At 67.0% G+C, this 24,223-nt stretch carries 22 protein-coding genes and 1 tRNA gene; 11 read left to right on the forward strand and 12 right to left on the reverse strand.

What is annotated here, in order from left to right; genetic code table 11:
- From ACZ6DL_RS35405 to ACZ6DL_RS35415, 3 genes are all read right to left on the reverse strand, one after another.
- On the reverse strand, positions 1-2,750 hold a 2,750-nt coding region (locus ACZ6DL_RS35405; RefSeq protein ID WP_466057798.1), incomplete at its 3' end, for an amino acid adenylation domain-containing protein.
- Positions 2,751-3,043: 293 nt separating this feature from the next.
- On the reverse strand, positions 3,044-4,027 hold the full coding sequence (locus ACZ6DL_RS35410) for a DNA-binding response regulator (RefSeq protein WP_466057800.1): 984 nt from the start codon (positions 4,025-4,027) through the stop codon (positions 3,044-3,046).
- A gap of 143 nt (positions 4,028-4,170) precedes the next feature.
- On the reverse strand, positions 4,171-5,043 hold the full coding sequence (locus ACZ6DL_RS35415; RefSeq protein WP_466057801.1) for a M23 family metallopeptidase: 873 nt from the start codon (positions 5,041-5,043) through the stop codon (positions 4,171-4,173).
- Between the two features lie 189 nt (positions 5,044-5,232).
- Here ACZ6DL_RS35415 and ACZ6DL_RS35420 point away from each other — a divergent pair, with 189 nt between their 5' ends.
- The 3 genes from ACZ6DL_RS35420 to ACZ6DL_RS35430 all read left to right on the forward strand — a co-directional run bounded on the left by ACZ6DL_RS35420 (position 5,233) and on the right by ACZ6DL_RS35430 (position 7,423).
- Positions 5,233-6,297, forward strand: a complete 1,065-nt coding sequence (locus ACZ6DL_RS35420) for a nitronate monooxygenase (protein WP_466057803.1) — start codon at positions 5,233-5,235, stop codon at positions 6,295-6,297.
- A 59-nt stretch (positions 6,298-6,356) separates the two neighbouring features.
- The gene (locus ACZ6DL_RS35425) at positions 6,357-6,749 is read left to right on the forward strand and encodes an SCO5389 family protein (RefSeq protein WP_040871825.1); all 393 of its coding nucleotides are present in this window, start codon (positions 6,357-6,359) and stop codon (positions 6,747-6,749) included.
- A 125-nt stretch (positions 6,750-6,874) separates the two neighbouring features.
- Complete coding sequence (locus ACZ6DL_RS35430; RefSeq protein WP_466057805.1) at positions 6,875-7,423, forward strand: HD domain-containing protein; 549 nt, start codon at positions 6,875-6,877, stop codon at positions 7,421-7,423.
- 15 nt (positions 7,424-7,438) lie between these two features.
- Here the strand turns inward: ACZ6DL_RS35430 and ACZ6DL_RS35435 are convergent, their stop codons facing one another.
- From ACZ6DL_RS35435 to ACZ6DL_RS35445, 3 genes are all read right to left on the reverse strand, one after another.
- Positions 7,439-9,076 (reverse strand): long-chain fatty acid--CoA ligase, encoded by a 1,638-nt coding sequence (locus tag ACZ6DL_RS35435; RefSeq protein ID WP_466057807.1) that lies wholly within the window; start codon positions 9,074-9,076, stop codon positions 7,439-7,441.
- Positions 9,077-9,932: 856 nt separating this feature from the next.
- Positions 9,933-10,952 (reverse strand): cation diffusion facilitator family transporter, encoded by a 1,020-nt coding sequence (locus ACZ6DL_RS35440; RefSeq protein ID WP_466057809.1) that lies wholly within the window; start codon positions 10,950-10,952, stop codon positions 9,933-9,935.
- Entirely contained in the window at positions 10,949-11,344 is a 396-nt protein-coding gene (locus tag ACZ6DL_RS35445) for an ArsR/SmtB family transcription factor (RefSeq protein ID WP_466057810.1), read from the reverse strand. The genes ACZ6DL_RS35440 and ACZ6DL_RS35445 overlap by 4 nt, the downstream gene beginning before the upstream one ends.
- A 547-nt stretch (positions 11,345-11,891) precedes the next feature.
- Here ACZ6DL_RS35445 and ACZ6DL_RS35450 point away from each other — a divergent pair.
- The 4 genes from ACZ6DL_RS35450 (at position 11,892) to ACZ6DL_RS35465 (ending at position 15,664) form a co-directional block, all read left to right on the forward strand.
- Positions 11,892-13,034, forward strand: a complete 1,143-nt coding sequence (locus ACZ6DL_RS35450) for an acyl-CoA dehydrogenase family protein (protein ID WP_466057812.1) — start codon at positions 11,892-11,894, stop codon at positions 13,032-13,034.
- Positions 13,035-13,183: 149 nt separating this feature from the next.
- On the forward strand, positions 13,184-14,650 hold the full coding sequence (locus ACZ6DL_RS35455) for a flavin-containing monooxygenase (protein ID WP_466057814.1): 1,467 nt from the start codon (positions 13,184-13,186) through the stop codon (positions 14,648-14,650).
- A gap of 74 nt (positions 14,651-14,724) precedes the next feature.
- Entirely contained in the window at positions 14,725-15,498 is a 774-nt protein-coding gene (locus tag ACZ6DL_RS35460; protein WP_466057816.1) for a DUF1542 domain-containing protein, read from the forward strand.
- 90 nt (positions 15,499-15,588) lie between these two features.
- Positions 15,589-15,664: transfer RNA gene (locus ACZ6DL_RS35465), tRNA-Arg, on the forward strand.
- A gap of 242 nt (positions 15,665-15,906) precedes the next feature.
- On the opposite strand, the gene ACZ6DL_RS35470 is transcribed toward ACZ6DL_RS35465, so the two are convergent.
- The 4 genes from ACZ6DL_RS35470 to ACZ6DL_RS35485 are packed head-to-tail and all read right to left on the reverse strand — an operon-like array spanning position 15,907 to position 18,352.
- Positions 15,907-16,269 (reverse strand): hypothetical protein, encoded by a 363-nt coding sequence (locus ACZ6DL_RS35470; RefSeq protein WP_466057817.1) that lies wholly within the window; start codon positions 16,267-16,269, stop codon positions 15,907-15,909.
- Positions 16,270-16,281: 12 nt separating this feature from the next.
- Complete coding sequence (locus ACZ6DL_RS35475; RefSeq protein ID WP_466057819.1) at positions 16,282-17,709, reverse strand: EndoU domain-containing protein; 1,428 nt, start codon at positions 17,707-17,709, stop codon at positions 16,282-16,284.
- A 5-nt stretch (positions 17,710-17,714) separates the two neighbouring features.
- A complete protein-coding gene (locus tag ACZ6DL_RS35480) occupies positions 17,715-18,011 on the reverse strand; it encodes a WXG100 family type VII secretion target (RefSeq protein WP_043732571.1) in 297 nt (98 codons plus the stop codon).
- On the reverse strand, positions 18,008-18,352 hold the full coding sequence (locus ACZ6DL_RS35485) for a WXG100 family type VII secretion target (protein ID WP_466057821.1): 345 nt from the start codon (positions 18,350-18,352) through the stop codon (positions 18,008-18,010). The genes ACZ6DL_RS35480 and ACZ6DL_RS35485 overlap by 4 nt, the downstream gene beginning before the upstream one ends.
- Positions 18,353-18,783: 431 nt before the next feature.
- Here ACZ6DL_RS35485 and ACZ6DL_RS35490 point away from each other — a divergent pair, with 431 nt between their 5' ends.
- From ACZ6DL_RS35490 to ACZ6DL_RS35500, 3 genes are all read left to right on the forward strand, one after another.
- Positions 18,784-19,125, forward strand: coding sequence for a hypothetical protein (locus ACZ6DL_RS35490; RefSeq protein WP_466057823.1), 342 nt, complete (start codon positions 18,784-18,786; stop codon positions 19,123-19,125).
- Between the two features lie 322 nt (positions 19,126-19,447).
- Positions 19,448-19,858, forward strand: coding sequence for a DUF4189 domain-containing protein (locus tag ACZ6DL_RS35495; protein ID WP_357463323.1), 411 nt, complete (start codon positions 19,448-19,450; stop codon positions 19,856-19,858).
- Between the two features lie 1,187 nt (positions 19,859-21,045).
- Complete coding sequence (locus ACZ6DL_RS35500; RefSeq protein WP_466057825.1) at positions 21,046-21,984, forward strand: phosphotransferase; 939 nt, start codon at positions 21,046-21,048, stop codon at positions 21,982-21,984.
- A 540-nt stretch (positions 21,985-22,524) separates the two neighbouring features.
- Here ACZ6DL_RS35500 and ACZ6DL_RS35505 read toward each other — a convergent pair.
- Positions 22,525-22,914, reverse strand: a complete 390-nt coding sequence (locus ACZ6DL_RS35505; RefSeq protein WP_387297041.1) for a winged helix-turn-helix transcriptional regulator — start codon at positions 22,912-22,914, stop codon at positions 22,525-22,527.
- A gap of 151 nt (positions 22,915-23,065) precedes the next feature.
- On the opposite strand from ACZ6DL_RS35505, the gene ACZ6DL_RS35510 reads away from it, so the two are divergent.
- Positions 23,066-23,794, forward strand: coding sequence for an alpha/beta hydrolase (locus tag ACZ6DL_RS35510; protein WP_466057827.1), 729 nt, complete (start codon positions 23,066-23,068; stop codon positions 23,792-23,794).
- A gap of 133 nt (positions 23,795-23,927) precedes the next feature.
- Here ACZ6DL_RS35510 and ACZ6DL_RS35515 read toward each other — a convergent pair whose 3' ends face one another.
- Entirely contained in the window at positions 23,928-24,221 is a 294-nt protein-coding gene (locus ACZ6DL_RS35515; protein WP_357962516.1) for a DUF1330 domain-containing protein, read from the reverse strand.
- Between the last annotated feature and the right edge of the window lie 2 nt (positions 24,222-24,223).

Consider the following 24,223-nt stretch of genomic DNA (forward strand, 5'->3'; position numbering starts at 1 on the left):
AGATCATCCAGCGCCGCCTCACCACGACCGGCCACCGGCGTACCGATCGCGATATCGCGCGTATTCGACAACCGCGCCAGCAACACCGCCAACGCCGCGTGCACCACCATGAACAACGTCGCGTTGTGCTGCGCGGCCACCCGGCTCAACCCCGCGTGCACCTCGGCGTCGATCTCGAAACCCAGCGTGGCGCCGCGATGCGACGCCACCGCCGGACGCGCCCGATCGGCAGGCAACTCCAACTGATCGGGAAGCGCCGCCAACCGCTCGCGCCAGAACCCGATCTGCGCGGCCAGCAACGACTCCGGATCATCCTCGGTCCCCAGGATCTCCCGCTGCCACAACGCGTAATCGGCGTACTGCACCTCCAACGCCGGCCACTGCGGCGCCCCACCCCGCGAACGCTGCACATACGCGCTCATCAGATCCCGCGTCAACGGCCCCATCGAGAACCCGTCCCCCGCGATGTGATGCACCACGCACACCAGCACATGCTCGGTGTCGCTCAACTCGATCAACCGCACCCGCACCGGCGGCGCGGCGGTCACATCGAACCCCTCACCCACCGCCGCGGCCACCAACGCCGCCACCTCCGACTCATGCGCCCGCCGCACCAGCACATCCGGCACCGCCCGCGCATCCCCCACCGGCAACACCAACTGGAAACCCTCACCATCCACATCCGGATACACCGTGCGCAGCACCTCGTGCCGCTCGGCCAGATCCCCCACCGCCGCCCGCAACGCCGCCACATCCAACCGTCCCGACAACCGCACCGCGACCGGGATATTGTTCACCCCGCTCGCGGGATCGAACCGGTTCAAAAACCACATCCGTTGCTGGGCATACGACAACGGCACCCGCTCCGGACGCGGCCACGCCCGCAACGCCTGCCCCGCCACCGACCCCGCATGCTGCTCGACCCGCGCCGCCAAACCCGCCACCGTCGTCGCCTCGAACAACAACTGCACCGGCACCCGCACATCCAGCGCGGAACCGATCCGCGCGGCCGCCTGCGCTGCCAGCAGCGAATTACCACCCAACTCGAAGAAATCGTCGTCCGCACCCACGCGCCCGTCCTCCTCGGGCACCAGCAACGCCGCGAACACCCCCGCGACGATCTCCTCCACCGGCGTCGACGGCGCACGGAACGCCCGCGCGGCGAACACCGGCTCCGGCAACGCCGCCCGATCCAACTTCCCCACCGGCGTCAACGGAATCTCTTCCAACACCATGATCGACGCCGGAATCATGTAGGCGGGCAACGACTCACCGATGAACTCGGCGAGCGCGCCGGTGTCCACGTCGGCCCCGGGCCGCGGCAGCACATAGGAAACCAGCGCGGTCGCGCCGGAGGGCAGCGTCTTGCCGAGAGTGGCCGCGAAGTCGATGTCCGGGTGGCCGGTGAGCGCGTTGTCGATCTCGCCGAGTTCGATGCGGAAGCCGCGGATCTTCACCTGGAAGTCCGAGCGGCCCAGGTATTCGATGACGCCGTCCTGGCCCGCGGATTCGGTGCGGCGCACCAAGTCGCCGGTGCGGTAGAGCCGCGCTCCGGGGTTGCCGGTGTCGGCGCCGAACGGACTGGCGACGAATCGCTCCGCGGTCAGGCCCGGCCGGTTGAGATAGCCCTGCGCCAGCGCGGGACCGGTCAGATACAGCTCGCCGACCACCCCGGCGGGCACCGGCCGCAGCCGCGAGTCCAGCACGAACGCCCCGACTCCAGGGATGGCCGTGCCGATCGTGATGGGTTCGCCCGGCGTCATCGGTGGCGTACTGGTGGCCAGGATCGTCGCCTCGGTGGGCCCGTAGCCGTTGTAGAACTCGCGCTCGGCCGCCCAGCGAGCGACCAGTTCGGGTCCGAACTTGTCGCCGGCCACCACGACGGCCTGCAAATCGTCCAGCCCCGCCGGATCCACCGATTCCAGGGCCCCCGGCGTGATGAGCATGTGCGTGACGTGCTCGCGCCGCAGCAGATCCGCCAACTCGAAACCGCCGAACACCGACGGCGGCGCGATCACCAGCGTCGCGCCGGTGGAGAAGGCCAGCAGCAGTTCGAGCACCGAGACGTCGAAGTTCGGCGAGCAGACGTGCAGAACGCGCGAATCCTCCGTCACACCGTAGTGCTCGCGCTCCGCGGTCACGAGTCCCGCGAGACCACTGTGCGAGACCACGACGCCCTTGGGCTTGCCGGTGGACCCGGAGGTGTAGATGACATAGGCCGGGTGCCGCTCGTCCAGCGGACGGACCCGGTCGGTGTAGGAGATGGGGTGCTCCGGGCGCGCGGCGATGCGCGCGGCCTGCACAGGGTCGTCCAGCTCGATCCAGTACACGCCGGTGCCCAGCACCGGGCGGTGCGCCGAGGTGGTCAGGCCGACCGTGGCGCCGGAGTCGGCGAGGATGTGGTTGATGCGATCGGTGGGGTACGTCGGATCCACCGGCACGTACGCCGCGCCGGTCTTGGCGATGGCCCAGACGGCGAGCACCGACTCCACGCTGCGCGAGATTCCGATGGCGACCACGTCGCCCGGCCCCACACCGCGCTCGATCAGCTCCCTGGCCAGCCGCGAGGAGGCCGCGTCCAGCTCGGCGTAGGTGAGTTCCCGATCGTCGGCCGGATCTCCCGTGGGGTTGAACCGGATCGCGACCTCGGTAGCGGCGGACTCGACGGCGGCGGTGAGCAGCTGCGCGAACAGCGGACTGCCCGACCTGCGGCGACGGCTACCGCGAGCAGAGCGACGGGCGGTTTCCATTCGAGTGCATTCACCTCTCGCATCGAGCCAGGACCCGGGCCGTACCCTGCGCAGGGTTCGTTATCCGGGGCCAGCGCGGACCGAGCAATCATATAGGGGCTTGACTGCCCAACCCGCGCGCTGTATCGGATTGCCGCGGCTGCCGTCGGTGGCGGTCCGCGTCCCCCTTTCGGTGCTGTCCTCTCGTCGAGCGCCGCCCACTCCCCCATGGAATCGGTGTCTTGCGTGATGCCTGCCGTTATATCGGCGCCGAGTCCCTCATGTTGCAGGACTCGTTCGATCGGTGAGCTTGCTCACAGCCACCCGCGCCGGGTTGCCTGCACCCCCGCCTGGAATCTCGTGCTCGCGCCGAGACGCTCCAGCAGCCGGGCGGTCCGGCGGACCACCGTGCGCCGGGACATCCCGAGCCTGCGCGCGATGGTGTCGTCGGTGGCGCCCAGTCCCATCAAGGTCAGGATCGCCCGGTCACGTTCGTCCAGCGCCTCGGCGGCAGGATTCACCGATATGGGCGCGGCCATCGTCCACAGTACGTCGAAGGTCTTGACCAACAGCTCGAGCGTGGGGGACCCCGTGATGCGCAGACCCATCGGATCGGGCCTGCGTTCGTCGGCGTGCAGCACCAGGCTGGCGCGCTCGTCGTCGCTGATGATCAGCTTGAACGGCGGCTCCGGCAGCGTTCTGGCCTGTGCGCCGCTGGCGTTGGTGGACAGCGCGTGCCGCAAGCGCTCCGGATCCTGGTAGACGGTGTCCTGATACAAGGTCTGATAACGGATTCCTTCGCCGAGCCTGGTCCGCTTCAGCTCGAACAGCTGGCGTTCGCGTTCCGGATCGCTGAGATAGGGGCCGCGCTCGACCAGCTTGACGCAGCTGCGCGCGCCGGTCTGCATCTCCTCGAAATCCGCCAGCATCTCCAGCCGCTCGTACACCGGCACCACCGCGCCGTTGCCGCGGGGCGAGCGGCGCACCGAACGGAACGTCTCGCTCAAGCGCGCCGCGGCCGCGTGCATCTGGTTGATCTCCTGCTGTCTGCGCCGCGCCTCGGCTTCGGACAACGATTCCGGTGCGTGCGCGTCCCACAGCGGTTCGCCCTCGGGCGACTCGACGCGGACCGCGGCGCGCAATTCACACAACACATCCAACGAGTCCGCGGCGAGGTCTTCCGAAACGCCCAGGTACTGCGCGATATCGGAGAGACTCGACCGCGGATGGTGCACCAGCACGGCGTAGACGCGGCCGTGCGGTGACCCAGGCTCGAAGATGTCGCCCAGCTCGATCACGGCCCGAGCCTAGCGACCGACCGGTGCCCATGGGGCGGCTCTGAAAGACCCGCGCGCCAACCGCTTCCCGCATTACCTCGTCGCGGGAAGCTCCGCTGCGCGCAACCGTGCGCCGACCGGAATATCAAGCTGGACAGGAGAAGTCAGTGCGCGGACGGGCCCCACTGCAACGGCACGCCCTTGGCTGCCAGGTACGGCATCGGGTCGATCTTGGTGCCCGACTGGTCCCAGATCTCCAGGTGCAGGTGCGGACCGGTGGACTGCCCCCGGTTACCGACGGTGGCGATCACGTCGCCCGCGTTCACGCGCTGCCCGGCGTGCACGAACATCTCGTTCACGTGGCCGTAGACCGCGGTGGTGCCGTCGTCCTGCAGCACGCGCACCCACAGGCCGAAACCGGAAGCCGGTCCCGCCTCGATCACGGTGCCGTTGCTGACCGAGTGGATCGGCGCGCCCAGCGCGTCGGCGAAGTCGAGGCCGTAGTGCATGGCGCCCCAGCGGCTGCCGAAGCCGGAGCTGATCTCACCGGCCACGGGGCGCACCGCGGGCGCCGGAGCGACCTGCTGCTGCACGCCCTTGAGGACCTCTTCGGCCTGAGCCAAGGGGGCCGCGATCTCCGGGGGAAGATTGGGAATGCCGAACGGAGCGGCGACCGGAGCCGCGATCTGCCCGGCGACCGCGGCGGGCTCCGGCGCGGCCTGCGCGACCGGCTCGGCGACCTTCGCCTCGGCGATCGGCAGGATGCTCGTACCCTTCACGGTGGAAGGCGCGGCGTGGGTCTCCTCGTCGGCATCGTGGGAGCCGGGCAGCAACGGCGACGCGTAGGCGATCGCGGGAGCGACTTGGCTGGCGGCGCCGATCAAAGCGCCCGCGGCGACCGCTGCGGTCGCGGCGGCCTTCACGCGCTCGGTGGCGGACGGCTCGGCGCGGTGCCGCGTCGGCCGGCCCGTTTCGCCGCCGTCGCCGAGGAGGCTCTGGACGGTAATGGAACTGGGGCCTACACGGTGCTGCGACAAAGCTGAGTCCTCGGTCGTAGAACAGGGTCCGGGATGCCGGAGCCCGAGCCGAACCGGGTTCGATAACGATCCGGTGAAGCCGAGCGGATAACGGTTTGGCATCCGTCGTGACGGGAACTCTACCGCGTCGTGACCATTCCGCAACCTTCCAGCGGAAAATCGCTGGTGAGGCCCGGGTCACATGTCCAGATGCGCGACAATCGGAGCGTGATCCTCGACCAGGCGGACGTTCCGATCGTGCTGGCCCCGATGGCGGGCGGCCCATCCACTCCCGAGCTGACCGCCGCGGTGGCCGAGGCGGGCGGGTTCGCTCAGCTTGCCGCCGGCTATCTGAGCGCGGCCGACACCGCGGCGCGGATCGCGGCGACGCGCGCGGCCACCGGCAAGCCGTTCGGCGTGAACCTCTTCGTACCCGGCCCACCGACCCCCGCCGCGGACCTGGCCGACTATCTCGCCGAACTCGGCGCCGACCACACTCTCGGGGATCCGCGCTACGACACCGACGACTGGGACGCCAAGCTCGACCTGCTCGTCGCCGACCCGGTCGCCGCCGTGTCGTTCACTTTCGGCTGCCCGAGCGCCGCGGAGATAGAGCGGCTGCACGCCGCCGGTTCCGAAATCTGGGTGACCGTCACCTCGGTCGACGAGGCGCGCGTCGCGGTCGAGGCGGGCGCCGACGTGCTCATCGCCCAGGGCGCGGAGGCGGGCGGGCACCGCGCGACCTTCGTGGACCGCCCCGCGGACGACACCGCCGACCCGCTCGGACTGCTGGCGCTCTTGCAACTGCTCACCGCCGCCACGGACCGGCCCTTGGTGGCCACCGGCGGCCTCGCGACCGGCGCGGGCATCGCCGCCGCCCTCGCGGCGGGCGCGGTGGCCGCGCAGCTGGGCACGGTATTCCTGCGCTGCCCCGAAGCAGGCACCAACCAGGTGCATCGCGCCGCCTTGACCGCCGACACCCCGACGATGCTCACGCGAGCGTTCACCGGACGCAGGGCACGCGGGTTGCGCAACCGATTCCTGCTGCGGCACAGCGCGACCGCGCCGGTGGGATACCCGGAGATCCACTACGCCACCGCCCCGCTGCGGGCCGCAGCGCGCGCGGCGGGCAACCCGGACGAGGTCAATCTCTGGGCCGGTCAAACCCATACGCTGACCCCCGAGCTACCCGCGGGAGAACTGGTCGCCCACCTGGCAGCCGACACGAAAGCCGCACTGGAAAAAGCTCTTTCACGCCGAATCCAGCATTATTGACAACGACTTTCGATTAGACTCGGGCATCGCATCGACGTCCAGCACTGGAGGAGAGCGCCATGTCCCTTGATGTCCCCACCGCAATACTGGAACGCGCCGAGCGCGGCGAGGTCGACGACGCCGACTTCGTCGAGGTCGTCCGCAACTCGCTGCCGTACGCCTGGGAAGTGGTCAGTCGCGTGGCCGCCGACCTGCGTTCCGGCACGGAGGAATACGCCGACAACACGATCGCGCCGCCCGACGACGTGGCACGCGGACAACTGCTGCGCGCCATGGCTTCCGACGCGATTCGCGGTGGACTGGAGCGGCACTTCGGCGTGAAGCTCGCCTTCCAGAACTGCCACCGGGTCGCCGCCTTCCCGCTCGCGGCGGTCGGCGGCGATACCTACAGCACGTTCATCAGCACCCGGGCCCAGTTGCTCAACCAGAGCCCGGAACTGCGCAACTGCTGATCCACGAGCTGAACACCCGGCGCGGCAAACTGATTCGCCCGCGCCGGGTGTTTTACGTCCATCCGGCGCTGCGCCCGCGCGTCGCCGCCGTCGACGGCGGTCGGTTGCGCGTAAGGTCAACCGCCATGAGCAGCAACGATCTTCGCGATGAGGTCGAAGCCCGGCTCGCGCCGTGGGCGCAACAGCTCGGGTCGGACCGTGCCGCCTACACCAATCATGTGCTGCGCGTCCTGACGCTGTGCGACCTCTTGGCCGCCGACCAGCAACCTCGACCGAGCACGCGCGAGGAGTTCTTGACCGCCGCCGTCCTGCACGACATCGGCATCTGGTCGGCGGGCAGCTTCGACTACCTCGCCCCCTCGTGCGACCAGGCACGCGCGTGGCTGGCCAGCATCGACCGCGACGACTCGACCGGGCTGGTGGTGTCGATGATCGATCAGCATCACAAGCTGCGCCCGGCGGGGCCGCCGCACGACCCGGTCGAGATCTTCCGGCGCGCCGACGCCATCGACGTCGAACGGGGGTTGCTCGGCCGGTTCGGCATCTCCCGCGGAACCTACCGCGACCTGGCGAAGCGCTACCCGAACCACGGTTTCCACCGCAGGCTCGTCTCGCTGGCCGCGCGGCGGCTGCGGACCCACCCCACGTCACCACTGCCGATGCTGAAGTGGTGACGCGGGGCGGCGCGGTCAGCCGAGCGTGGTGACTTCCAGGTCGCCGTCGGCGTACTGGCTGCGCAGCCGCTTCTTGTCGAACTTGCCCACACTGGTCTTGGGGACCTCGGCGATGAACGCCCAGCGTTCCGGCAACTGCCACTTGGCGAACTTGTCGGCCAGGAAATCGCGCAGATCCTCGGGTTTCACCTCGGCGCCCTCGGCGAGGACGACCGCCACCAGCGGGCGCTCGTCCCACTTCTCGTCCGGCACGCCGATCACCGCGGCCTCGGCCACCGCGGGATGGCCGATCACGGCGTTCTCCAGATCCACCGACGAGATCCACTCGCCACCGGACTTGATCACGTCCTTGGATCGGTCCACCAGCGTGAGGTAGCCGTCGGGGCTGATCTTGCCGACATCGCCGGTGCGCAGCCAGCCCTCGTCGAACTTCTCCGGATCGACCACCGCGCCGTCCGGCGAATAGTACGAGCCGGTGATCCACGGCCCGCGCACTTCCAGCTCGCCAAGCGACACACCGTCGTTGGGCACCACGCCGTCGTCACCGACCAGACGCGCGCGCACACCGGCCGGGAAGCGGCCCTGGGTCACCCGGTAGGCCCACTTCTCCTCGTCGGTGACCGCGGTGGCGGGTGGATGCGCGACGCTGCCCAGCGGCGAGGTCTCGGTCATGCCCCACGCGTGCAGCACCCGCACGCCGTGGGAGTCCTCGAAGGTGCGCATCATCGACGGCGGCACCGCCGAGCCGCCCACCACCACCGAGCGCAGGTGCGTGATGTCCTGCGGATTCGCCGCCAGCGCCGCCAGCACCCCACCCCAGATCGTCGGCACCGCGGCGGCGAACGACGGCTTCTGCGCGGCCATCATCTCCAGCAACGGGCCCGGCTGCAGGAACCGGTCCGGCATCAACAGATTCGACCCCGACATCAGCGCCGCGTACGGCAGACCCCAGGCGTTCGCGTGGAACAGCGGGACGATCGCCAGGATGGTGTCGGTTTCGAACAGGCCCATCCCGTTGTTCGCGGCCACCTGCATGGCGTGCAGCCAGTTCGAGCGGTGCGAATACACCACGCCCTTCGGGTCGCCCGTGGTGCCGGAGGTGTAGCACATCGCCGCGGCGGAACGCTCGTCGATCACCGGGAAGTCGTAGGTGTCCGGCTGCGCGCCGAGCAACTCGGGGTAGGAGTGCACCTGCACGCCCTCGGGCGCGGTGAGCGTCGCCGCGTCACCGTTGACCACGATGACGTGGCGGACCGTCGTCAGGTGCGGCAGGATCTGGCTGAACAGCGGCACCAGCGTGCCGTCCACCAGCACCACCTGGTCCTCGGCGTGATTGGCCACGTAGACGACCTGGTCGGGGAACAACCGGATGTTCAGCGCGTGCAGCACCGCGCCCATCGCGGGCACCGCGATGTAGGCGACCAGGTGCTCGTTGTTGTTCCACATGAACGTGCCGACCCGATCGCCGACCCCGATGCCCAACGAGCGCAGCGCGTTCGCCAACCGCGCCGATTCGGCGCCGACCTCACGGTAGGTCATGGTGCGCACGCCGGTACCGGTCCAGGTGGACACGGTGGAATCGCCGGCGAACGTCGATGCGTAGCGCAGCAACGTGGCCAGCGACAACGGCTCGTCCTGCATGGTGCTCAACATCGGAACTCCTTTTTTCTTCGGTGACTTCCCGTCAGAAAGCCAAGTCGATTGCGGCCACCTGCGACGCGCTCCCGGCGAGCACCCGACCCAGCGGATCTGTCCGGGATACGGAATCGGTTCGCCGCGGGTGAGCACCGCATACGACAGCGCCGCATCGCCGGTCCTGCCGAGGCGGGCGGGCATCGGGGCGGAACAGGCTGAACACCCGGCCGACGAGCATCGAGCCGCGACCGAAGACACGATTCACCAGCGACGCCGGGTCCGGTTCGATCCGGGATCGCGGGGCCGGCGCTGTAGCGAGGATTTCCGGGCACGTCACCACGCCGGACCGACGCGCGAGCACCTGTCCACTCATCCTGAATCCCGCTTGGTGATGAACGGATCCGGGAATGCGGCGGGCCGATCGGTACGTGTGGCACCGAGCTGTCCGTGTTCGATGAGCAGGTGCACGACGAGTGCCGTGACGCCCTCGGACTCGGAGTCGGTACCGCGAAACCCACCGCCACGCCGATCACGGCGGCGTCGGGACTTTCCGGGATGCGGCTGCGTAAGACCAGGTCGGGAAGCTCAGCAAAAGTCGGTACACGCGGCGGCATGGTTCAGCACGCACCGACCATGAGCCACATCACACCGGCGATGCTACCCAACGGTAGGCGGCCTCGGGCAAGGCCGACGGGGCATTCCCACCGGCCCCTATCCGATGGCATACGCCCTCAGTTTCCGCTGGTCAGCTCGGCACTTCGACCTCGGTGGGCACATGCTCGGCTCCCTACCCCTCCGGGGACCGCGACTTCGGTAGCGGATGCCAGGCCCCGGCCGCACCCGGCACCGCAACCCCGATAGCAACCGCCCGGCTTCACGCTGTGCCCGGCAGCGCGACCTCGGCATGCGCCGGATAGGCGTGCACCACAGCCGTGTCCAGCTTGGGCACCACGTGGGTGAGGGTGTGCTGGGCCTCGTGCGCGAGGTGATGGGCGTCCGCGAGCGTGATCGTCGGGGCGACGTCCAGTTCGACGTCGGCGTGCAGCCGATGGCCGATCCATCGCATCCGCAGGCTGCGTACGCCCTGCACGCCCGGCTCCGCGGACAACGCCCGCTCGGCCGCGGTGACCAACTCGGGCTCGACGGCGTCCATCAACCGGCGCAGGACGTCGCGCGCCGCGGTCCGCAGCACCGCGAGAATCGCGACGGTGATGAGCAGGCCGACGATCGGGTCGGCGAGCGGAAACCCCAGCGCCACTCCCCCCGCCCCGAGCAGGACCGCCAGTGAGGTGAACCCGTCGGTGCGCGCGTGCAGACCGTCGGCGACCAGTGCAGCCGAGCCGATTCGCCGCCCCACCCGGATCCGGTACAGCGCCACCGTCTCGTTGCCGAGGAATCCGACCAACCCGGCCGCGGCGACCCAGCCCAAGTGGTCGAGTGGTACCGGATCGAGCAGCCTGCGCACCGCCTCGTAGCCGGCGATCAGCGCGGACAGGGCGATCATCGCGACGACGAAGAGCCCGGCCAGGTCCTCGGCCCGGCCGAAGCCGTAGGTGTAGCGCCTGGTCGCGGCCTTGCGGCCGAGGGCGAACGCGATCCACAGGGGAACCGCGGTCAGCGCGTCGGAGAAGTTGTGCACGGTGTCCGCGGCCAGCGCCACCGAGCCGGACGCGACGACGATCACCAGTTGCAGCACCGCGGTGCACCCGAGCACGACCAGGCTGATCGCGACCGCCCGGATGCCGACCGCGCTCGCCTCCAGCGCGTCATCGATGCTGTCGGCCGCGTCGTGGCTGTGCGGGACGAAGACTTCCCGCAACGCGCCGATCGCGCTCGACCGATGGCGGTGCTGATGCCCGGCATGGTGGTGATGATGCTGATGCCGATGGGTCATGACGCACTCGCCTCGTCGCGGCCGGGGAGGTCGCGCACCGCGCCCGCGCCGCGATGGTGCGCGGGAACACCGGGCCCCGCATGCTCGGCGTTGTACACCGCGTCCACCACCAACTGCCGGACGTGCTCGTTCTCCAGCCGGTAGAAGATCGTCGTCCCCGATCGGCGGGGGCTCACCAACCGCGCCATCCGCAGCTTGGCCAGATGCTGCGACACCGAAGGCGCAGGCTTGCCGACTCGCGCGGCCAGATCGTTCACCGACAGTTCGCGATCCACCAGCGCCCAGAGCACCTGCACACGCGTCGGATCGGCGAGCATGCGGAACACCTCGACAACCAGTCCGACCTGATCCTCGGCGAGACGCGGCCGCCATTCCTGGCTATCTGCATTCATACGCAGATATTAAAACGGATTGCGGCACAGAGCCAGGTCTCCGGGCCGATGCGGCGGCGGCACCCCCTGCGTTGCCGCCGACGCACCGGTCGACCCCGAATCCCAACAGCTTTCTGTCTTAGTCGAGTGTGGCGTCACTGCGCCAGACGGTCGAAGGGATATCACCCGAATGAGACGAACCAATCGCGCAGCTGCGCACTCCATTTCGGACCGCACCCGATGAAACGGCGATGACCAGCACGAATGATCCGGCGGCGACCGAAAGCTGCACGCGCACCTGCGCGCACAGCTGCACGTGCAGCACCGGCCTCGTGAGCGTTCCGGCACGTCGGCCGCACCGGCTGCGCCACCGGCAATCCGGACATTCTGCACCGAAACCGGGCGTACTCGCGCGAGTCCTGTCCATACCGTGATCTCCGCCCGCGCCCACCGCTTCATCCACCCGCGACGACGGTTGCCGATCACCGCCCCCGGACGAGCGGACCGATCCCCGCCGACGCCCGGTTACTGTGAATCACGAGAATCGAGCGACCGCGGAGTAGACGACATGCCAGTGGACCGAATGCTGCCCACCCCCGAAGCCAGGGACCTGCTGGAACTGACCCGCGACATCGCCGACAAGGTGCTCGAGCCGCGCGTGGCCGAGTGCGAGAAGACCGGGATCTTCCCCGATGGCGCCTTCCCCGCGCTGGGCGCCGCCGGACTGCTCAGCCTGCCGTATCCGGAGGAATACGGCGGCGGCGCGCAACCCTACGAGGTGTACCTCCAGGTGCTCGAGGAACTCGCCGCCCGCTGGGCCGCGGTCGCCGTCGCCGTCAGTGTGCACAGTCTCAGCTGCCATCCGCTGTTCGCGTTCGGCACCGAGGAGCAGAAGCAGCGCTGGCTTGCCGGCATGCTTTCCGGCGAGACCATCGGCGCCTACAGCCTCTCCGAGCCGCACGCCGGTTCCGACGCGGCCGCGCTGCGCTGCCGCGCCACCCCGGTCGAGGGCGGCTACCGGATCACCGGTGCCAAAGCCTGGATCACCAACGGTGGCCGCGCCGACTTCTACACCCTGTTCGCCCGCACCGGCGAAGGCTCCCGCGGTATCTCCTGCTTCCTCGTCCCCGGCGATACCGAGGGACTGAGTTTCGGCAAACCCGAGGAGAAGATGGGCTTGCGCGCCGTGCCCACCACCACCGCGGCCTACGACGACGCGTTCCTGCCCGCCGAACGCCGCGTCGGCGCGGAGGGCCAGGGCCTCTCCATCGCCTTCAGCGCCTTGGACTCCGGCCGCCTCGGCATCGCCGCTGTCGCCACCGGCCTGGCGCAGCGCGCCCTCGACGAGGCCGTCGCCTACGCCAAGGAACGCGAGGCGTTCGGCCGCCACATCATCGACCACCAGGGGCTCGGCTTCGTACTCGCCGACATGGCCGCGGCGGTGGACTCCGCCCGCGCCACCTACCTCGACGCCGCCCGCCGCCGGGACGCGGGGCTGCCGTACTCGCGCCAGGCCAGCGTGGCCAAACTCGTCGCCACCGACGCCGCCATGAAGGTCACCACCGACGCGGTCCAGGTGTTCGGCGGCTACGGCTACACCCAGGACTTCCCCGTCGAGCGCTACATGCGCGAGGCCAAGGTGATGCAGATCTTCGAGGGCACCAACCAGATTCAGCGTTTGGTCATCGCACGCCAGCTCGCGGGCAACTGATGCCGGGGCGCCCGCGCGAATAAATCGCGCACGATCGAGCGGTCCATGTTCGGGCGACCGCCGCACCGCGACCACCCGTGGCCGAAAATGCCGATTGATTGACCGCGGATGTCTTCGGACCTGCGAATACTGTTTCGTACCCTCGAAACATGACGACGCCGTCCATCATCATCATCGGAGCCGGATTCGGCGGGCTCGGCATGGCACTGGAACTGCGGCGGGCCGGGTTGGACACTTTCACCATCCTGGAGCGCGCCACCGACCTCGGCGGCGTCTGGCGGGAGAACACCTACCCCGGCGCCGCCTGCGACGTGCCCTCCCCGCTGTACTCCTGGTCCTACGAGCCGAAATCCGATTGGCCACGGCGTTTCTCCGAACAGCGCGACATCCACGCGTACATGCGGGGCGTCGCCGACAAGCACGGCCTGCGGCGCTTCATCCGCTTCGGCACCGAGGTGACCGCCGCGGAATTCGACGAGCGCACCGGCCGGTGGACCGTCCGCACGGCCGACGGAGCGCAACTGACCGCCGACATCCTCATCCCTGCGGTCGGCCAGCTCTCGCGTCCCGCCCTGCCGAACATTCCCGGCATCGACACCTTCACCGGCGCCGCCTTCCACTCCGCCGAGTGGGACCACGACGTCGACCTGACCGGCAAGCGCATCGCCTGCATCGGCACCGGAGCCAGCGCGATCCAGTACATCCCGCGCATCCAGCCGAACGCCGCCCACCTCACGCTGTTCCAGCGCTCGGCGGCCTGGGTGCTGCCGAAAGCCGACGTCGAGTACAGCGCCCTGCACCACGCGCTGTTCAAGTACTTCCCACCCAGCCGTCTCGCCGAGCGCTTCGCCATCTGGTCCGTCTTCGAACTGCTCGCCCTCGGACTCACCGACATCCCGGCGATCAAGACCCCCGTGATCGCCCTGGCCGACCGCCACCGCGAAAAGCAGGTTCCCGACGCCGAACTGCGCGCGAAACTGACGCCCGACTACGCGGCGGGATGCAAGCGCGGACTGTTCTCCAACGAGTACTTCCCGGCGCTCGCGCAGCCGAACGTCACCGTCGAGACCACCGCCATCGAGTCGATCACGCCGACCGGAATCCGCACCGCCGACGGCGTCGAGCACGAAGTGGACGTCATCATCTTCGGCACCGGCTTCAAGGGCACCGAGTTCCTGGCGCCGATGAACATCTACGGCCTCGGCGGCCGCAAACTGGCCGACGTCTGGGGCGACGAAGGCGCCCGCGCCTACCTCGGCCTGTCCGTGCCGCAGTTCCCCAACCTGTTCCTGATGTACGGCCCGAACACCAACGTCGGCGCGGGCTCCATCATCTACATGCTCGAATCCCAAGCCCGCTACATCCGCCAAGTCGTGCGCTACCTCACCGACCGCCCCGGCCGCTACCTCGCCGCCCGCCCCACCGCCGACCAGCACTGGGACGACTGGCTACAGCGCCGCCTGAAAGACACGCCTTGGAACTTCTGCTCCAGCTGGTACCGCAACACCTCCGGCCGGATCACCAACAACTGGCCCGGCGCCACCGTCCTCTACCGCTGGAAGACCCGCACTTTCGACCCCGCCGACTACGACGAGGCGCAAGCGGCAGCCCGCTGACCCTGCACACCGAGCCCGACCTCAGCTATTGGTCAGTAAACTGAACTGGTCCGAGGTCCAGCGGAAGAGGTGCCATGTGGTGGCTACTGATCGTTCTGGTGCTGATAGCGCTGATCGCCTTCCTGGCATGGCAGACACAGCAGGGCAAACAGCGCGAAGCCATTGAACTCGCCGACGCTCTCGCCGACGCCCGGCAAGTGAACGAACGACTGGGCGGCCAGGTCTACAGCCTCTCCGGCGGCAACGACGCCGCCGTTCAGGCACTCGCCGACGCCTCCGAACGGCATCTCGCGGCAGGCGCACAACTCGACCAGGCCCGCACCCCCACACAAGCACGACTGGCGAAGCAGACCGCCCTGGAAGGGCTCTACTACATCAGGGCCGCGCGGACCGCGATGAACATGGACCCAGGCCCCGCGATCCCCGCCCTCGACGGCCAGAACACCGCCGGTCAGGTCACGGAGAAGCGCGTAGTCGAATACGAAGGCAGGCAGATCGCGGCCGCCCCCGCTCCCTCGCCATCGACGCCCAACTACTACCCCGGTGGCCGAGTGGCCGGGCGGCCGGTGCCCGCGGGGTGGTACTCCGAGCCCTGGTGGAAACCCGCGTTGATCGCCGGCGCGTGGGGGCTCGGCTCCACCCTGCTGTTCACATCCCTATTCGCCGGAATGTCCGGAGTGGGCTACGGAGCGTCCGGCTTCGAGAGCGGCTACGGCGAAGGTTTCCAAGACGGGATGGCCGCGGACGGGGACTATGACGCCGGTGGCGACTACGACGGGGGGTACGACTCGGGTGGCGACTACGGCGGAGGCTTCGACGGAGGCGGAGGCTTCGACGGAGGCTTCTGATCGCTCGAGATATCCCGGCGACAGCGATGCGGCTTCCGAGCCCCTCACCCGGTAGACTGCGAACGTCCCGGGCGGGCCCAGCCCACCCACGCCTTCGTAGCTCAGGGGATAGAGCACCGCTCTCCTAAAGCGGGTGTCGCAGGTTCGAATCCTGCCGAGGGCACCAACCTCCGACAGCGTTTCCGCAGTTCAACGCGTTTTCTCGGATTATCCCGACAAGACCGATATCAAATCCCCAGGTCAGATGCGTTCGTCCTGTGTGCCTGTAGGGCACATCGAAGATGGGAATGGGACTGCCTCAGGTGTGGTTGACCGTCCGATCAGGGATGCCTTGGTTTCCAGTGTCCACTACTGGCTCGTCGCGGCCAGAGACAACTCGGCCGTCTGCCCCGATCGGATCACGCGGATTTACGCAGTGACCACGTTGAGCTCAGACAGCACGCCTTGGGGGTCGTTGAGGTAGCGGTATCCCTCCACTGGGGGATTGAACTGGCCGAGCACGTTCGCTACGGCATCGCGTTCCGCTTCAGTGACCGGGATCTGTCGCTTGATGAGACTGGCGCACAGCACGTCGACAAGCATCGCCCACTCACCAACGTTGCTATAGGTCCGGTAGCTTTCGACCAGGTCAGAAGGCAGACGGTCGGCGACGCTCTCGAGAAGGTCTCGCGAGTCCTTGCTCATCTTGTTGAGCCGACGGTTACGGGCTTCGATAGCTTGCGGGTCTCGCTGACGCTTTCGCGCTTCTCGTGCCGCCCTGTCCGGATTCATCGCTCTCCTAGCCTATTTGATCGGGTCGCCATTCGCATCGTTCCTGACTACGCCCTCGCCGCCGATGGGGTAGCCGGTCACGACTGAGCCGTCGGGAGCAACGATGACTTCGATTTGGACGCCGTTGCGAGTGCCGTTGACCTTCCAGTTGCCGTTGTCCTGGAGGACTGGCGGCTGGTCCGGGTTCTTCGCGACGTCGACTATTCGGTCGATGATTTTGTCGTCTTCCCAATCATCGGTGTCGGGGAACTCGGTCTTGTTGGGCATTCCAGTCCCGGGCGCGTGCCCACCACCGTTGATGTCGTCACTCCCGTCGCCGTCGAGGATATGGATCCGTCGTTTCTGAGAAATAGTAATGTTCGCCGGGTTGGGCTTCGCCCCCTCCACCTTGTCCCACTGGTTCCCGCTACTGCCACCATCGGTCAGCTTGACGGTCATTGCCGCGATACCGTCGAGGGCTGCTTTGGTGCCGCCCTGAGAGAGGTCGGGGATAGCCGAGAACACGCCCGAGCCAGCAGAACCAACGGAGGTGACCGCCTCGTAGATGTGGATGAGGTCACTGGCATGAACAGCAGTGCGGATAACCGCTGCTGCCGCCGTGACGACTTCTGTGGTCACCGCAGCGCCACCAGCGGCGGCAGGCCCAGCGGCGACACCGCCAGTTACGACGGCTAGGACCCCGACGACCGCGATCGTGACAGCTATCGATGCGGCGAGCTCCTTGTTGGCGTCGGAGACAGCCTTCTGGATGTCGGAGCGCATTTTGTCGAGAGCCTCGTAGTGTCCCTGGACCGGCCCGTATAACGCTTTCGCGGCCTGAGCCAACAGTTCCGCGGCTTTCTGCAGCGTTGACAGTTTCTCTTCGATCGCGATGATGTTCGGGTCGGTGCTGCCGGCGAACTTGGCATTGATGCCCTTGATGCGCTCTGCGGCCCCGGTGATGTTCGCGTGCTCGGAAAACGTTTTCCACGCCTCTGCGGCAGTGTGCAACTTGGTGACGTCCCCGTTGGGGATCTTGCCGACCTTCTCCAGTAGGCCCGTGATCGGGCTGTCGATTCCGGATCCGTTGTCCCCCTTAGCGGTAGCGGGGAGGTCCATCCCGGTGTCGTACAGCAGTTGGGACTCTGTTGGACGTGTCGGTTCGGTGCCGCTGGTGGTGGAGCGGTTAGCCTGCCACCAGTTGTAGCCGGTGGCGGCAAGCACATCGCCGTATCGCTGCAGTGCGTTCGCCAGGGCCGCGGTCAGTTCGACTATATCGCTGGCGTACTGGTCGTAGGCGGTGATCCATGCCTCGGACTTCTCGTGGTTGCCTGCCATTCCGCCGCACTCGTGGACCAACTTGAACAGCAATGGACCCAACGCGAGAGAGATGTCGCTGGCGAGCAGCTGGCATTTCTTGGCCGCATCGAAGTAGATGCCGGAATCGATGGTCCATCCCATGGGCGTTATCCGCCGTTGAGCATCTGCTTGTTGACCTCGGCAGCGTTGATGTACTTCGTGTGTGCCTTGCGGGCGGCGTCGCTCATGTCGCGGACGCCCTCCGCGAACTCCCGCGCGGCTGTGACCCATTTCGTGTGCGCTTCGAAATAGGCCCGGCCTGCGACACTTTCCCACCCGGTACCGGTGAGTCCTGCTACCTTGTCGTCGATGTCGTCGAGGTGATCACTGATGAATCCGGCCAGGCCGGACAACCTGGCGACGATCTGGTCCAGTTGATCGACATCGACGGTGAACTCGCTCACGGAAGTTCCAGGCTGGATGCCGAGGTGTTCAACGCTGATGCGTTGGTGCAGTCGCGGCTTTCGTAGGTTTGCGCGGAAACACCAAGCTTTTCAGCCATCTCCCTCAACGCCGTGATGATCTGGCCTCCCCCATCGCGGACCTCGGACCACCCTGCGGAGAAGTCGGTCGCTGCGCCGCCAGACCAGCCCCCGTCGAGCAAGGCCGCGACGTCCTGAGCTACGGACCGCAAGGCGGACTGCAAGGATTCCGCTAGCTCGTAGGTGTATTGCCCAACCTCTCTAACCTCCTCTGGCACAACCGAAATGCTTGCGCCGGAGGCTGAAGCTCCCCCATCAGTCATGGCTGGACCGTAGCGATCACCTCCAGGGGTGTCAATCCCGCTGCGTCGTGCAACGCAACACCACGTCCGACACCGCTCGCTCAACCACACGGTGTCGTACTGATAAGTCCCTCAGATGGATACGTACCCACGATGACCAAGCGTTTCCTAGTCGCCCATGTTTCGCGTGTCCTGCCCAGTGCCGGTACCGGCGACTCTCGCTGAACGTGTGGCGCATTCGGAGGTGGCCTACCTGCTACTCATCGAGGGCAGCTGCTGAGCGATGTCGCTTCTCCTCGTCGCTATTCCCTGGCCGGGATCGGTCGTCTTCACTGGAGCGCTACGCTTCCGGGCTGGGTCACTGGTGGAAGACGACGGAGCCGTACGGGGACACGCAGTAGGGACTGCGCCGCGGTGGTGCGATCCGTAGGAGTCCGATGAGGATGGGCTCGGTGACGAACATCGACGAGTGCATCACCGCCCGCGATTCCTCGGATGGTCACCGCCTTGCGGACGTGTTCCACACCGTCGGGGAACTGGCGGGCGACCTCACGCCACTGCATGCGCCACTCATGCCAGGCGGCGTGCCCGAGCGGCGGCGGGCATTCACGTGCGGTGAAACAACACTTCACCTCGACGACGGCTCCTCGGCGGCGATCGAATGTTTCATCAGGTATGACTGTCGATTGCCACCGCCGAGGGACCGCCACGTCCGCCAGTTGTGGGACCACCGACGACAGCGCAGAAGTGGAACGGGTTATCACACTGTCGGTCGGTCGACGCCGCGTTACTGAACGACCGGTATGCGGCAGAAGAGTGTGTTCGGCAAGGCGACCTCGTCGAGGGAGGACCGAATCCGCCGCAGCCACGACTCTCGCCCGGGCCACACGTCGTCATAGTTGACCGCGTCCGTCGCTGCGCGAGGCGATGGCCCCTGACGAGGGCGCTCCCGCAGCCAAGGGCGACTAGATCGGTTTCAGCAGATCTGTCACGAACACCGCAGTTCGTGATGGTCTTTGCCGTGCCCCCAAGACTTGGGCTATCTCGAGTCCATGCGCTGCGGTATTTTCCATGCGATCGCCGCACCCTGGTCGGCGCGCAGAGGAAGCACGCCACTTGTTCAACAAATACTTTGCGGCCGCCGCCCTCTCGGTGAGCGCCGCTGCCGTTCTTGCGGCACCGCCTGCCGCTGCCGACCCGGTCAACTGGGGCGCCGTTTCCCTCAGCGTGTGGGGCAACGTCTACGCGTTTTCGGTCAACCACCCGACGGAAGCCGACGCCATTCGAGCCGCCGACCGAGCGTGCAAGGGGCAAGGCATCATCGACTGCCGGATGATGGTGACGTTCGCGAACGGCTGCGGTGCAGTCGTGACGAGTCCGCTCGCGATCGTCGCAGGGTTCCCGATCGTGGGCTTCGGTAAAGGGGCGACCCCGGGGGAGGCATACGCAGACGCCACGCGCAACCTCCCCACCGGCACCGGAAGCGTCGGCTCGTTCAATCGCGAACATGCCTGTACCCAGCCTTGATCTAGTTCCAGTACGGTCCTCGGCATTACAGGATGTCCGGCTGCTGTCGCCATGCTCGGCTCGCACAGCAAATCTGGAACATGTTCCCCGCGAGCATCACCTGTTGCCGGTGGTCCCACGACTGGCAACGTGATGGTCCCTTCACGCTGGCAGACGACAGTATGACAGCGGAGCGCAGGTGTAGGTTCTCGTCTCCATGTTCCCGCGTCGCTATGCATAATCGACGCTTCGATCCCACGGCGTGTCCTCGCGTAGACGCAGTCCTACCTTATGGCGAGTCCGACACTGCACCCCGGCGACGCCGTTCCTGCACGGCAAGCGCATCGATGTCGGCTGACCACAGATTATGGACCAACCACCGGTAACCTCGTTGCGCGCCAGAAACACTTGTGCGCCGCTCTCAGCAGTGCCACCAACCGTACGGTGGGCATAAGTTCGCTCAACAGTGACACGTTCGGGGACATCGGGAACCCGTTCCCATGCCGGGGGCTCGACCGGCTTCCATCGCTTGATCTCTATGATTGCGCCGACGGCGGGCGGCGTAGCCATATCGCGTTTCCACGGCTCGGCGGCTCGGGCTTCCTCATGGCTACCCGTTCTGCTTCTTGTGTTCGCTCAATCTCAATTCACATGGATCGCCGTCCGCCGGTTCCAGTGGTGAGACGCTTTGAAGTTCCGGTCTGAGGCATGCGTGCCGGTGCGGCTGAGCCGCGGACCCACTACCCGACAAATTCCGAGACACCATCACCGCAATCCACCGACCGGAACCGCGATCTAAAGCTGGGAATCGCACGTGCCTGGCGTGGTCGCTGGTCAGCCGTCGCTACTGGTCATCAAACCCGTTAGTGGCTGACGTCAACCAACGAGGCTCGCACTCGCCAACGCTGGCAATCGATGTCACGTCGGAATGAAGTCATCGAAGTATCCGCAGCTCAGCGACCCAATGAAACCCTCTACCGCCAATGCGGTCCGCTCTTGACAACGATGCCAATCGCAGGCCAGTGCGATGTGAGTACATGGAGTTACCCATGTACTCACGAGTCAATTGTCGCCCGTCGGGACCAAGCTGCCTCTGCCGGTGGTCAGAGCGAGCGCCCCTCGCGAACCGGCGGGCCCTGGACATAGTCCAGGCGCCTGTCTCGAATAAATGACTGGAGGTCCGCGGCGCTCCGACCGATGATCGTGCAATGTCCGGTAGTGAAGGCACCGCGAGTCGGATCGAGTGGCATGAGTTGCCGCAGCCAGTACGAACCGGGATCGAGGCCCGCCTCGGCGCGCCGGTGCGGTCGGCGGTCACGCAGACGGGCGGGTACAGCCACGGCGCGGCCGTGCGGCTGCTGTTGAACGACGGCCGCAGAGCTTTCGCCAAGGTGATCAACTGTGATGACCAACTGTGTGGGATGTACCAGACCGAGGCACGCACCGCAGCGCGGCTACCGCCCACGGTCCCGACACCGGCGGTCCAGTTCACCGCCGAGCTCGCCGGGTGGTTCGTCATGGTGTTCGACGACGTAGCGGCCTGCCATCCGCGTCTCGATAAGCCGGCCGAGCTGGATGCGGTGCTCACGGCGGTGGAGCAGTTGGCGAACATGCTGACGCCCAGCCCGATCCGCGATGTGCCCGCGATGACCGACAGCTACGGGCCGGAGCTGAACTGCTGGCGGCACTTCGCCGAGCACGGGCCGCCCGTCGACTTGGACAGTTGGTCACTGCGCAATCTGGATCGGCTGGCCGAGTTGGAATCGACCTGGCCCGAAGCCACCGACGGTACAACCCTGCTGCACACAGATCTGCGGCCGGACAACATGCTCCTTCGTCCCGACGGCACAGTCGTGGTGATCGACTGGGCCTGGCCCTGCGTCGGCGCCGCCTGGCTCGACCTCGTGTCGCTGGCACCCTCGATCGCCGCCAGCGGGATAGACCCCGATCCGATCCTTGCTACCCATCCGGTGACCCGCACAACCGACTGCGCCGCCGTCGATGCCTTTCTCTGTGCACTGGTCGGCTACTGGGTGCACAGCAGCCGGGTGCCCCCGCCTCCACATTCGCCGAAACTGCGCCGTCACCAAGCATGTTCGGCGCAAGTGTCGGGAGAATGGCTGCGTCGACGACTTGCATGGCCGTAGCCGCCACACGACTTTATCGGTGATGATTCTCTGATTCGGGTTGTGTCCGGCCTACAGTTGGTAGTCGACTTCGATCACCAGCCGACCATCCGAAACCGCAGGTCGTCCCCGTTCCCATGTTCGATGTGCCCCGCTATGGGCACGACGAACATGGGAACGGTGAACCGATCTGCGCGGACGCACCGCAAATCGTCAGACCGGATATGCACCCACTATGACCAGGTGTTTTGCAGTTGCCCATGTTTCGCGTCCCCTACCGAGGGCACCAACCTCCGACAGCGTTTCCGCAGGCCACAGGATTTTCCGGACAATCCCGGAATAGCCGCATCGAGAAACCCCAGGTCAGGCGCGGCTCTTGTAGGACACATCGAATATGGGAACGCACACCGAGCAAATGCGACCATCCGCGCCAGACGACCAAGCCGACCGACATGAGCCACCGATCACGCGCCCAGCGGCAATAGCGGATGTTCGGCCTGCGGTGACGTGGACGAATTGTCCGTCAGCACAGGCATCGGAACACTCGGGGCGGATTCCGCACTAGGTGGACGTGGCGTCGGCGCTTTTGTCGTATTCGGCGCGGGCGGCGTCGATGTGCGCCAGGTGCGTGATGCTCCACTCCAGCAGGGGTAGGGCCGCTGCGCGCAGACTCGTGCCCATCGGGGTGAGTTCGTAGCTGACGTGGGGTGGCATGACGTTGCGCACGGTCCGGGTCAGGATGCCGTCGCGTTCCAGCGCGCGCAGGGTGACGGTGAGCATGCGCTGGCTTATGCCATCGATGCCGCGCTTGAGTTCGCTGAACCGGCGTGGCCCCTGGCTGAGGTGTCGCACGACCAGCAGTGACCACTTGTCCCCGACGATGTCGAGCACTTCTCGTGTCCGGCACGCGTCGCCGTGGCTCTGCGGCGGCCTGCCCTCTGTGGCGGTCATGGTTATCTCCAGGGAACCGGGGCACCGAAATGTGCCTTATTGCCCGATCCATGTCGAGCGCACCACACTGATCGTGGTTCCCAAAGTGTACCGAGGTATGAAAAGTAACCAACCGCGTCGGTGCAGTACCGCGCGTCGAAAAGGAACGATCGTGTCAATTTTTCTGCTGGTCCACGGCGCCTGGCACAGTGGCCGCTGCTGGCAGCGAGTGGTACCGCTACTGGAATCGGCCGGGCATCAGGTGCACGCGCCATCGCTGACCGGCTACGGCGACAAGGCGCATCTTCTCGGCCCCGACGCGGGGCTCGACACCCACGTCGCCGACGTCATCGAGCTGATCAAAGACAAGGACCTCACGAACGTGGTCCTCGTGGGGCACAGCTACGCGGGATTGGTCATCTCCTCGGCGGCCAACGAGATTCCGGACCGCATCGCGCACCTGGTGTACCTCGACGCGATGGTCCCGGAGGACGGCGAGACCGCGGTCGACGTCCAGCCCATCAGCCAGCGCCTGATCGACTTCGCCGCACAGTCGGGAAGCGGCTGGCGTATTCCCCCGATGCCCGAGCAGCCGGCGCCTTTCGGCCTGTTCGGAGTCACCGACCCGGCGGACATCGCCTGGCTGCGCACGATGCTCTCGGATCAACCGGTGCGTTGCCTGCAGCAACCGGTCCGCTTGGACAATCCGGCCGTGAACGCGATCCCTCGCACGCACATCCACTGCGTCGGTGCCACTCCGGCGGGCATCACCCGGCGAGCCATTCCCGCGATACAGCCCAACGGTTCCGCTGCGCAGGTGTGGGAGTTGCCGACCGGCCACGACTGCATGATCACCATGCCAGCCGAACTCAGCGAACTGCTGCTGAAAATCGGCCTTTAGCAACCGGCCGTCAGCGATCTGGAAGACGGAGCTGGCATCCGGTCACCGGCAGCGCAATGCAGTGCAGTGCGAGAACCGCAGATCGAAGCCCCTCCAAAGAGGTCTTGACCTCAGCGATGGCTGGGCCCGCCGGTCAGTCGATGCCTTCGATGATGCGGAAGTCGCGCTCGATGCCGTCGGGGAGGGCCACCAGCGCCTTCTGGTATGCCTCGCTCTCGTATGCCGCGACGGCCTGTTCAAAGCTGTCGAACTCGATCAGAACGACTCGTTGCGTGATTCCGGCCTCGTGGGCGACGACTCGACCGCCGCGGGACAGGACGCGCCCGCCCCCAGCCTGGACAGCCGGACGGGCCAGCTTGTTGTAGGCAGTCAGCCTCTCAGGGTCGGAAATGGCGGGGTAGACACTGACCCAGTAACCCTTAGCCATGG

Source organism: Nocardia sp. NPDC041819 (assembly GCF_055590505.1).